7 protein-coding genes and 3 pseudogenes are annotated in these 12,507 nt (G+C 31.9%); 1 reads left to right on the top strand and 9 read right to left on the bottom strand.

The features are described from left to right. The 8 genes and pseudogenes from GFJ36_RS08630 to GFJ36_RS30075 all read right to left on the bottom strand — a co-directional run. Positions 1-409, bottom strand: a pseudogene (locus GFJ36_RS08630) (LysE family translocator); the annotation flags it as partial. Between the two features lie 1,024 nt (positions 410-1,433). Next, complete coding sequence (locus GFJ36_RS08625) at positions 1,434-2,921, bottom strand: sodium:solute symporter family protein (RefSeq protein ID WP_098230240.1); 1,488 nt, start codon at positions 2,919-2,921, stop codon at positions 1,434-1,436. Beyond that, positions 2,918-3,118 (bottom strand): DUF3311 domain-containing protein, encoded by a 201-nt coding sequence (locus GFJ36_RS08620; RefSeq protein WP_088063020.1) that lies wholly within the window; start codon positions 3,116-3,118, stop codon positions 2,918-2,920. The genes GFJ36_RS08625 and GFJ36_RS08620 overlap by 4 nt, the downstream gene beginning before the upstream one ends. A gap of 12 nt (positions 3,119-3,130) precedes the next feature. Continuing rightward, positions 3,131-4,318: a M20 family metallopeptidase gene (locus GFJ36_RS08615; RefSeq protein WP_097889378.1), complete on the bottom strand. Its 1,188-nt coding sequence runs from the start codon at positions 4,316-4,318 to the stop codon at positions 3,131-3,133. A 170-nt stretch (positions 4,319-4,488) separates the two neighbouring features. Beyond that, on the bottom strand, positions 4,489-5,787 hold the full coding sequence (locus GFJ36_RS08610; RefSeq protein ID WP_157349529.1) for a hypothetical protein: 1,299 nt from the start codon (positions 5,785-5,787) through the stop codon (positions 4,489-4,491). Positions 5,788-6,577: 790 nt separating this feature from the next. Beyond that, a complete protein-coding gene (locus GFJ36_RS08605) occupies positions 6,578-7,030 on the bottom strand; it encodes a hypothetical protein (protein ID WP_088063017.1) in 453 nt (150 codons plus the stop codon). A 759-nt stretch (positions 7,031-7,789) separates the two neighbouring features. After that, positions 7,790-8,026 (bottom strand): annotated as a pseudogene (locus tag GFJ36_RS29455) (sortase); the annotation flags it as partial. Between the two features lie 151 nt (positions 8,027-8,177). After that, a pseudogene (locus GFJ36_RS30075) lies at positions 8,178-9,181 on the bottom strand (MBL fold metallo-hydrolase). A 620-nt stretch (positions 9,182-9,801) separates the two neighbouring features. Between GFJ36_RS30075 and GFJ36_RS08595 the strand changes: the two are divergent. Beyond that, positions 9,802-11,223, top strand: a complete 1,422-nt coding sequence (locus GFJ36_RS08595; RefSeq protein ID WP_088063016.1) for an AcpB/EbpR/MafR family transcriptional regulator — start codon at positions 9,802-9,804, stop codon at positions 11,221-11,223. Positions 11,224-11,398: 175 nt separating this feature from the next. Here the strand turns inward: GFJ36_RS08595 and GFJ36_RS08590 are convergent, their stop codons facing one another. Continuing rightward, positions 11,399-12,196, bottom strand: coding sequence for a cell wall hydrolase (locus tag GFJ36_RS08590; RefSeq protein ID WP_088063015.1), 798 nt, complete (start codon positions 12,194-12,196; stop codon positions 11,399-11,401). Positions 12,197-12,507 lie beyond the last annotated feature (311 nt).

The raw sequence follows: 12,507 nt of genomic DNA, 5'->3' as shown, positions 1-12,507 counted from the left end.
ACCATATTGCTGTCAAAGTCGTAAATGTGACTCCTAATAATAGAAATTGTAGGAAATGATTTTGATTACTTACAATAAATTGGGGTAAAAAACTAAGGAAAAACACAGCGGTTTTTGGGTTTAAAATTGCCGTAGTAAATCCTTGTCTAAAGCTTTTAATTGCCCCAATATCCTTAGAGTACATTTCTACTGAACCTGACATATCTTCTTTTTTATGTAAGGCACTTTTAATTGACTTTACAGCTAAGTAAATTAAATAAAAAGCCCCAGCATATTTTATAAATGTAAATAACATAGCAAATTTCATTAGGATGGCAGAGAGTCCTAGCGTAGCCATTATTGTATGAATCATCATTCCAGATATCGTTCCTAAAACAGTCTTTATCCCACCATTTTTACCATGCGAGATAGTGTTTTTTGTAACTAGTGCAAAACCAGGACCAGGCATTATTATGATTAGCATTGCTGTAAGAATAAATAATAGATAATTTTCCATGTTCTAGTATTTCCTTTCCAATTTTTAATTTTACTTACAGTATAGCTTTTTTCATTAAAACATTAAAATTAAAAGACTTGATCAAGAGTTCCGACAGGAAAATGCGGATTTACAACGATAAAGAAATTCTAATATAAAAAAACAACTTTTCAAATGCTTCCACACATTCATTCACCAAAGTAGTAAATTCTTTACATGCTTTCATTCGCTTATTTCGTATCCACGCCCCCCCTTACTGATAATGCACTCTTCTGTTCACTCATCATTCATCCTCCTCCAAAATAAAAAGTACCCGAATGGATGCTTTTAAATTTACTCAAATATTACTGTAACTAGTTTAATATTTTCGAAGTCTTCACTTAAAAATAAAGTTTGTTATCTTCACTTTCGGCAATAGCTTTTAAAACTTCTTGAAGAGCACTCGATGCTACCAAAGAAATATCTTGATTTTTATTATTTAACTTTATCATCTCCTCTTTATGGCTTCATTAAGCTTACATTATATATCTATAATATAATTAAAAGTTACTTTTATGACAAAAAAGAGCAACCCATTAGTTACTCTTAAATGACAAAAAAACTGGCATTCTAAGATATAGGAATATACAGGATTTTAAAAAATAGGAATTATAAAAATCATAAATAATCTTTATTCTGGTGTTTCCGCACCTTTCAACGTACAGCAGAAGAATATAATATTACCCGACTGCCTTTCATTTGCTGTACGCTCAAAGGAAAGGAAAACCCTTCCCCGTATATGAAGTTACTATTAAAAAGTGGAATGAGCCCACTTATTTATTTTTACATAATTTCACCACTTAAATATTTATATTTTTTCCTTTTAAGCAGAAAATGAATATTACAAAAGAGTAACCATGCATCAGTTGTACTTTCGTCAATTCCTTATATTTTTACAGTAATTCCCTTTAGAATCAAATTAGGTCTTACTCTCAATTACAATTGTCTTGTCCCGATGAACATTTGAAATATTTTTGGTCATCAAACTGACTATTACTAAAACTACAATATTCACAAATAAAGCGATAATCCCTTCATTCAAATCTTTAATAACCTGAGGAAAACCAGGGAATAGTTTACCAATACTAATATTTCCTAAGTCCATAATTGAGACTAACACCCCTCCTGTAATAATCCCAGCAAATGCCCCTTGTTTAGTCACAAAGTTCTTTCTCATCAAACTCGCAAAAAATGCAGGAGCGAGTTGTGTAATGAAATTATAAGCAATTAGAGCTAGACTAAACAGGGTATTCCCTCCTTTAAAGGTCAAATAAATTCCTACAAGAGAAATAAATGGGACTAAGTATTTTACCAATTTGCCAAGCTGCATTTCCGTTACAGATGGATTAAATACTTGATATATATTTTTGGCAAGCAATGTTGATATTGCCATTAATAATAATGAACTTGGTACTAGTGCCGCTAACACTCCCGCTCCGCCAATTACACCAACAAACCATGGGTCAAAAGCTTGTTTAGACAGTTGCAGCAAGATAGTATCAATATCACTACCATTTAATCCTGGCATCCGCAAGATTGCAGCAAATCCAACGAAAAAGGCAAATAGTAAAATTAATTGATACATTGGCATTAAAATTGCATTTTTTCTTAATGCTTTTTCACTTGATGCAGCAAAAATGGGTGAAAAACCATGTGGCCACATATAAAATCCAATAGAGCTTAATATTACTGTTGATATATACCATGATATACTCATCCCCTGTTCAGGCAGTATGGTAAAGTTCGGTTTTACTTTTTCAATTGCCTCATACATAGGTTGAATCCCACCATAATAATGAATAGGAAAATAAAGTCCTAAAAATACGACAATCCCAAGAATTAAAATATCCTTTAAAATCGATGTTTGCGCAGAGCCATGAATACCAGAAACCATCACAAAAACAGCTACCCCTATCGCTCCAAACCAAATAGCTGTTGTAGAAGATATAGCACCGTAAGATGTTGCAGAAACGATATATCCTAGTCCCTTCAATTGCAGTACTAAATAGCATGTACAGGCTATTACACCAATAACTGCAACAAGTACCCCAAGATAAGGACTTTGATATTTTTTCACAAAAAAGTCCGACTGTGAAACTAACTTATGTTTCTTTGCATACCTCCAAATAACAGGAAAGGTCCAGTAGGAGATTACCGTTGCTAAACAACCATATGTTATGATACTAAAAATAGATCCCCCCTCTCCATAAGCTGAACCACTTGCCCCTAAAAAGGTAAAGGTCGTATACATTTCGCCTGCAGACAGAAGGAAAATCAACAGGGCTCCCATTCCACGACCTCCAACCGACCATTGCTCTAAATCCATTTCTTGCCCCTTTTTAGCACGAATACTAATCAAAATAGGGATGACGAAAAAACATAAAATGAATAACACTGAAATATTCATCTTGAATCCCCTTTCCGGTTAGTGGGATCTATTTTATAAATAATCGATAAGATAACTGTAGTTATAAGTGACCAAAGTACAATCCAAAAGTGGAAGAATGGCATTCCAAAAACATAAGGATTTACCTTATTTGTAAATAAAGCCCCTACAATAAACCCTAAGAATGGAATAAAGCTAAGCCAATGTATGATTTTCATACTTTTATCCCCCTAATACGCTAGGTTTAACATCTTATAAGTACCGTGAACTAATAACTGTACTCCATATCGTAAAGCTTGTTCATCAATAGTAAATCTGGGATGATGGTGAGGATAGATAATTCCTTTTTCTTCATTACGAGCCCCTATAAAAATATAAGATGATGGAGTCATATATTGGTAGGCAGAGAAATCTTCACTCCCCATAATTGGTTTTAAAATCTCTCGATTGTCTTCACTAAATACTTCACATACTGTCTCATCCATCAATCTTGTTACTTCTTCATCGTTTATAGTCGGAGCATAGCCAAACTGATAATTGAATTCATATGTAGCTCCATGTGCTTCTGTAATTCCCTTTACTATTCGTTCGATAAAAGTTGGAACTTTTTCTCTTAATTCTGGATTAAAACTTCTAACAGATCCCCCTATGCTTATCTTATCTGGAATAACATTAATTGCACCTCCTGCATTAAACTGAGTCACTGAAATTACAAGTGTTTCCTGAGCGTCTCGATATCTCGAAACAATATGTTGGAGATTAGTAACAATTTGAGTTCCAATTACAATGGGGTCAATCGTTAATTCAGGTTGCGATGCGTGTCCTCCTTCACCTAACACCGTAATATTAAAAGTATCTGCTCCAGCCATCATTGGACCGTAACTTAAGCCGATCTTACCCACAGGAAGCGCCGACGACAGATGACTTCCAACAATCATATCTACTCCATTTAGTACACCAGCTTGTACTAACTCTTGAGCACCACCAGGTGGAAGTTCTTCAGCGTGTTGAAATATAAAACGAATCTCCCCTTTAATTTGATTTTTTAATTGTGCAAGAACCCATGCCGTACCCAGTAACATTGCCGTATGTCCATCATGTCCACAAGCATGCATTACGCCTTTCTTCTGTGACACAAAGTCAAAATCATTCTCCTCCACAATTGGAAGCGCATCCATATCTGCCCGTAATGCAATTACCTTTCCTGGCTGCTTACCAATTAAACGAGCCATAACACTTGTGTTTGTCGGACGTGAAATTTCTAGATTACCAAAGCTTTGTAGCTTTTCAATAACAAATTGTGCAGTATTTTCTTCTTGAAATGATAGTTCCGGATATTTGTGCAAATGCCTCCTCCAACTAACAACTTCACCTTGAATATTTTCAATTAAATTATGAACTCTTTCTATTTGAGACATGTATTTCAACTCCTTTTCAATTTAAACTTCATTAGAAATTCTATTTTAGGTGTATTTAAGGAAAAAATTCCTTAAATGAAGTATATTAGTTATTAAAAGAAATTTCAATATTTTCAGATAAATAAAATCTTGTATGAATTACAAAACAAATAAGCACCCCTAATGGATGCTTATAACAATCGATAAATTTTACTTGGTCTCCCACGTGTTGCATAGGTCTCTTGCCCGATACATTGTGCCAATTCAACCTCGCACATATCCGTAACAATACGTCTCACATTCCGTTCTGTCATCTCAAGATGTGTCGCTAATTCCTTTGTTGTGAAGCAATTCCATTTCATTTTATCTATAAGAGCCGATATTTTTTTATACGTTTTCACACTTATATTTCCTTTTTTTAATTTCTCTAAAAGGAATTCACTTTGGGTACGAATTGTAAAACTTAATTCTTTTTTATCACCCGGCGATTCAACAATTGTACCATCATCTTGAACAATTACAATCCCACGCTTTTTCATTCCCTTAGAATGCTGAATTGCACGAAAAGCATTAATTTCTGCCGAATATGCAGTCTCACCAAAACCAATTCCAACGGCAACAGTTGTATCTGCTTCAAACGCTAATCTCTGAATAGCATCTTGCAGCATCTGTATTTCTCTTTCAATTGCACCACGAGAGCTAAAAATCATATATCTACCGTTGCCCTTATCTGAAACAGACCCGTTAATTGTTTCACCAAGCTGAATCATTATTTCTTTCAATCTAATCTCCAAGTATTGCAAATGATATGGAGTCTTCATTTCCTCCGCAACTTTATTAAAATACTCAACTTCAATGATTTCGACACCAATTTGTGCATCTTTAAAATAGGCGGCTTTTACTTTCTCAGAAAGTATTCTGAGTGTCTGGCGAATTTCCATCTTACTCATCGACATTCTATAAGATGGAATTCCACGCTCTCTTAGGGAATCACATACTGACGGGAAACAAGTTAAGACTCCTGATATTTTTCCTTTTTCCCATAAATCCATGTGAAAATTTAATAATTCCTCCATATCAATATCCAAATCAAATACTTTCGTATAAATCTGTGGCTTCTTTATATGTAACTGTGATAAAGCTTCTTCACTAATATTATTTAAAGACATTGTATCGATACTTAGTTTCTCAATAATTCTCCCCTGTTCATAAATCATCTCTAAAAGAGATTTATATAAGCCTGATTCTGTAGCAGGAACATAAACCATTATTTTATCAGTGCCTATATATTTTTTTGCAATTTCATAGGGAAGCGGGCCAGAAAAAAGCCACGCATGGACATGAGGAGTATATTCATTTACAATTCTCTCTATTTCCTGTATTTGTTCATAGGAATAAGAGGTAAATTCCAACTCATGTTTGTATTCTTCTACCATGCCTAGAATCTGATCTATAGAAGTTTTTAAACCGATTAATCCAACTTTATACATACTATATTCACCGCCTTTACCATATATATGTACTCATATTATATAGGATACATACAGTATACTATATAACTTAGACTTAGGACTTACGATTATAAGGCAGTTATCCCTTACCTAAAGTTCTAATTTTATACCTTCTCATTTTCCGACAGAAGATCTCTCTCTTGAAAATGCGGAGGTATAAAATAGTTACTCTAAAACATCCTTACTCACTCTTAACTCGATAGCAACATAATACTTCTGAAATATGCACATTAGTAAGAAGGCATTCGTCTAAATACCGTTTTTAATCAAAACGTATATCTAAATCATCCTCCCTCTCGCTTCATGTCACCATATGTTAGAGATACATAGAAAAAAAAGAGCAATGTATAGCTATTGCTCTTTTTAACTCTCATATCAAAATATTACTAGACTTTTTAATTTTCACATATCCATCTAAGTACTGACCATCAATTACAGCTGCATAAGCAACCAGTTCATGTGTCTCTTCATTTTTATATAAATTTAAAATTATATATCCCCAGACTGAAACTTTGCAATACCGTCTGCACTATTCCCATGAGCAATCACAAATCCATTACCTGCCGTTGCCCTAGATGCTATTCTATTTATTTAATATACCGATTTCATAGCGATTATAAACATGAAATAAACTTTATCTATTCACCAAACTCATGGCCATTCAAAGTGATTCATCCTAATAGAGGTATCTACTTTTGGATACCAAAAAGAACCCTTCCGTTTCGGTTAGGTTCTCTTTGGTATACTGCTTATAATGAAATTATCCTCATTATTTTCGGTCCTTATTTCTTCTTCTTTTAACTCCTAAATAAAGTACCCAAATAATTACAGCGAAGATCAAAATACCTACCACAATTCCCAATAAGTTAGAAAAAACATAGGTAATGAACATAAGTGAAAATATAACATGAATCATTGCTACAATTATTGATACAACTCTTACAGTTGTAGGATCCATATCCTCATAGTTATCTTTCAATATATCTTTTAACCATAGCCATATCATTACAATATTAAAAACTAAACTTAAAAGATTTATAGCCAATGTCCACATCATGTCTAAACTTCCCCGGCCATTAAATATACTGCTATAAAAGCCTTTTACTGTTTCTATTCTTATTTCTTGAAATCCAAAAATCGCCACAATACCTATAATGATTACAATTAATGAACCTACTGATTTTCCTAAACGATTTTTAAAGGTATCTAATACTTTCTCCATAATATCTCTCCTCGTACTTTTTATGATAAATACGTTAATAGGTGAATCACACCGTAAAATTCCTCTATCCTTTCATCTAGGATAATCTTTATAGTAGTTTGGTGTTATTCTAACTTCCCTACACCAATTGAGTGCATATAAGCCTCATCATTGACAAATCCAATTCTACTTCATATTTTTTCATTAGTTTCTAAAATTCATTTCCCCTTGACCCTCACATTAGACTATCATAAAAGCTATTATTTCTTACATGTTTAATGAGTTTCTTCTGTTGCTTACTTTTTCTACACTTTCATTCCAACAAAATAACCATCATAAGGATCCATTGCAAATTTTATAAAGAGTATAAATAGAACGAAAGCACTCAGTTAATCGACTTAAATGATAAATAGCCCTGCCTTGGATAAACAGAGCTTTTCATCAAAAGTAGTGCTATGTATAATAAATACACTAGGGTAGGGTATTTAAACACCTTTCAACGTACAGAAGAATATGCCGACATCTCACATGTTTTTAATCTTGTTGTAGACTCAAATGAACTTAATATATCGATTATCGCATAATCACACTGTGAGTTTTTATCTATTTTTTCGTTAATATACGCAAAAATAGAATTTATTATTAGAATTTTAATTTATTCAATTGATTACATGTTTTTTTACATTAATTGTGCAAAATTTGTATTTTACATACAAGCGATCACTGTATATCTAGAGAAAACTCAAAATAAAAAGGAAAGGTTTTTCCCTTTCCTTTACACTAATTTATATTTTTTACTTGTACCAATTCATCCGTTATGATAATACTCTTCGAATTATCTAAAACAGATATACATGTCACAAGAGTTACTTCTGTCTTACCATGATCTTCTATCACTTTTCACTGTTCAGGTGTAACTTTTAATATTCTCGTCACGATATGTTATTATTCTGTACCGTTGTCATATAGATAAATTTTATCATTCTTTTTTAATTTTGATAGCTCACTAAACAAAACCACTATGCACATAGGATAGTGGTGTTATTCCCTACATAAAGAAATAAGTAACATATCGCAAATTACCCATCATTGAAAAGCAATTCTATTTTAACAAACTTTAAAGGTAAATTTAAAAACATTTTTTCTTTATTAATGGACGCTCCTCCTTTTAGAAATACATACTTTGAAAACCTTGAAGTATTTGAAAATCAATTTTATCTGCTTTTGTCCTTTGAATTATAAAATCCAATACATTATTAACATTATCTGCATATTTAGGCATTACTTCCAGAGTATCTGCCAATGGTTTAGTGAAATCATCCCAATGTATTGGAATAACAAGTTTCGGTTGCACCTTTCCTACCGTTTGTTCGTAATACCTATTTAGAAACGTACTTTCCTGCTTTCCTAATCCCCCTACTCCTAAAAATAAAACATCAGCTTGAATATTATCTAATCCCCCTTCTATATAGTTAGCACTTGGTTTAACAAGGAAAGCTTTATTATTATGTGTAATTAAGAAATCATATGAAGAGTCCTCATGATAATCTAAAGCTTTAGCTGGTTGTTTTAATGGCTTCGTTATTTTTTCCCCTTCGTCAAAGGTTGGTGAATGTTTTGACGGAAGGACAGTGATAGTAAAGTCACCAAACTCTATAGCCTTATTTATCTCGTATACAGACATCTGTTTCTTATTTATACCACCACCAAGACCTACATTGATTGTTGATTCTGAACCATATACATATTAGTTCGTTTAGCAATATAAGCTAAATCAAATGCATGATCATAATGTGTATGTGCGATAAACAATCCCTTAAGTTTATTATTATCAACCCCTATTCTATTAAAAACTCTATCTACAGTATCTTCATCTGTTTTTAAACTGCTAAACACTATCCTTGGTAAAGATGGCCTAGAAATAAAACCATCAATCATTAATTGTGTATTACCATCATCAAATAATAATGATGATGTTCCTAAAAATGTGACCTTTACCTCTCCTTGATTCAATACTTTTTGTATTGTCTTTGGAGCATAATATTCCTTGTATTGCTTAATATCTGCTGAAGGCGTTAAAAATTTATAATAAACAAAAATGGAAGCAATTATCACCAATACTAATAACCCTATAAAAATACCCTTAACTTTTTTTCTTAATATATATTTCAAAAAACAATCTCCTTTTCTAGACATAATATATTATTAACACATATTTTACAGCGATATTACCGGATAACCAAACATATTCATTCCATAAATGGGGTACCACCACATCTCCATCAAGCTAAAAAATTGTATCCATAAAACACAAAAACGCGATTCTTTTTGTAGAAATATACAGAAAGAGTCGCGTTTTTTGTATGAGTTTATCGATTTCTGATGAATTACAATTGTTTTCTAAAGCATTACAGCAACTTAATATTACCTTTCTCTTCTAAATCTTTCTTTTTCACGTATCCCCTAATCAGGTATTTCAAACAGTTTAATGATAGGACATACACAACACAAAAGATAAACAGTTCTGAATCACAATCTCAGCGACTCTTTCTATAAAGTCACATCACTTCCCCATAAAAGAAAGTAATTACAGTTTTGTAGATTTCAAAAGTATAATTAACTGTAAATTTCCACTATAAAAAATATGACAATTTATAAAAAAAACGAAAATTACAACATAAATAAATTGAAGATTTTTTACTAGCCATTACAATCTTATGTTTGTAAAATAAATTCAGGGTATTTTGTAAAGCTATGTAAATTTTTAGGAATAGCTTTAGGAGAGACAATCTATGAATATACTTGTATCAAGCTTAATTTATAACAAATCTGCAAAAAGAAAAATTCAAATCCTTGAAATACTAAGTGGAGAACAAAAATCCATATCCTCCATTGAATTGGCAAAACAAATTAACTGTTCAAATCGGACTATTACAAGTGAAATTAGTGAACTTAATATTTCGCTTCCTGAAACTTGGGATATAATCGGAGAAAAATCTAGGGGCTACATGTTACAAAAACCAACAACTGACAGTCTTTCTCCAATTATTATGTCATCCATAAAAGACAGTATGGTTTTCAAAATCCTTACAGAAATATTCATAAATAAGTATTATTCTTTAGAAAAGTGGTCACAAATTTTATATATAAATAAATCCACATTACGGAGTAATTTAAAGGATTTTGAAAAATCTATATTAACTCCCAATAATTTAGAATTTAAACTAGGCTTGATTAAAATTAACGGAGAAGAAATCAATATAAGATTTCTTTATAAAGCTTTTTTCTTTAGTATAGAACAGTATACAAATGTAATTTCACTACCAAACGATTTAACGGAAAATATTAACAACACTCTTAATTCGCATAATGTAAAAATAGATTCTAATTTATTAAAAGTAATTATTTATGTCTCTATTCAGAGAATTATTGGCAAGCATTTCGCAGATACTAAAATTAAGTTCCCTGTTATTTTTACATTCGAACAATCACTTTGTTTCAATGAAATAATTTCGATCATTGAGGATTACTGTATGGTGAACCTACCTCAGGACGAAATAGACACATTAAATCTTGCTTTCTTTCTTTGTTCAACTAGTATTACGCAACAAAAAGTCAAAACTCTTAAATATCTTGAGAAAAAAAACGAAAACTATTATCAAGATTTTTTAAAGCTTGTGGATATGATTATTTCTAATAATAAAAGACATACTATCAAAAGTGACTATTTAAAATCGGAATTATGTATCTATTTTTATAAACTTTATGTTGCTAAACAGTATAAATTCTCAATGGACTGCTTTTATACACAGCCAGATTACCTAGTTCCCAGCTTAAAAGAAATGTATGATACAAATCATCTTATTATTTCTAAGTGGAATACTACCATCAACGAGAATAAATTTAATGAAAATGACATTAGTCACCTAGCACAACACACAATTCATATTCTTTACTCCACCTATTCCAGAAAGAATGTATTATTTTCTTTTTCAGGAAATCCAGCGTATGCAAAACTTGCCAATATGACTTTAAAGGCACACTTTGAAGAGTCTATAAATATTCATTTAAACCTAGACAATTCAACAAAATACGATCTTATAATTACCAATGATAGAACAACTTCTTACCCTAATGATTCACCGGTTTATTTCATTCATCAATTTATTACTAAAAAAGATATCCAAGATATTAATGATTTACTATTTGATTAAAAGTTCATGCCATAACAACATGGGGTAGCAAACCCTGATTTTCTTCCAAATAAACCGACTCACGCAAAAAAACAAAGTGAGTCGGTTTATTCTTGACATAATGAAATGAATTTTAACACGCAAACGCATATAAATGAAAGATAGTCACAGTTTAATAAACTTCAATTATTATTTATTATTTAGCAAACAGATGATTTCCAATTTGTGCCACAGTTTGACGTGTTGTAATCCATTTGTCAGTGGATGTTTGAGGATTATAGAAATAGAGCCAATCCGAATTTGTTTCTTTGGAAGTGAGAGCCTCTTCTACTGCCATTCTTGCTTCCTGAGTAGCAGGCTGATTAATCCTACCGTCTGTAACAGGAGTAAATGCATAACCGTTTTTAATGGGTTCATAAATTACGTCTTTAATTGTATTTGGAAAGCCATTAGTGTTAACCCGATTTAACACTACCTTTGCAACCGCAACCTTCCCTGCATAAGGTTCCCCTCCTGCTTCTGCATTTACTAATCGAGCCATTAAGTCCACTTCTTGTAATGAAATACCAGTATTGATCTTTAAGTGCTGACCGACAAAAATATGATTTCCGTCTATTTTATTGTTTTGTTTTATAGACTCTATTGAAACCTTATATTGTTGTGATATAGAACTTAATGTATCTCCGCTTTTCACCTGGTAAATTGCTTGATATGTATTAGTTGAAGCTGTTGAAGTATTCTTTTGAACATACTCGTTTGCAGTTGACGATCTTGGTATTGTTAAACGTTCTCCAATATTAATTTGATCATTTGCTTTGCTATTAGCTTGTTTAAGTAATTGTACGGATACTCCATATTGTTTACTTATCGCTTCCATAGTATCATTCTTTTGAACCGTATAGACTGTTGAAGCTGCAGCCCCTACTGGATTTGATATTATTGTAATCATTGCTGCAGATAGTGGTAACCAGGTTTTCACCTTACATAACTTCATTCAAAAAAACCTCCTAAAAATATTCAAATAAGCTTTATTATGTTTAAGCTGAAAACAAATCAAGCTAGTTATAGCGTAACAAAACATATAATTTTAGTCATTGCATTTGTATTTCTATATACATAGTTGAATTGCCGATGATATTAAAATGAATTATTATCGTTTAGATTTCAATAGAACCGTATAATCTGTTCTAATTCTCAAATTAAAAATGGTGAATATAGAGACTTTAATTTTTAACGTATTCCCCGAAAGAATTCTCCTTCCTCAAGCATGTGAAGAGCGTAGCCCAACGATAGGTGGGATAATTG

This window comes from Bacillus sp. EE-W1 (genome assembly GCF_009760835.1).
GTDB lineage: Bacteria > Bacillota > Bacilli > Bacillales > Bacillaceae_G > Bacillus_A > Bacillus_A wiedmannii.
Note: the sequence above shows the minus strand (reverse complement) of the source record. Positions and strands in the feature narration are given on the sequence as shown.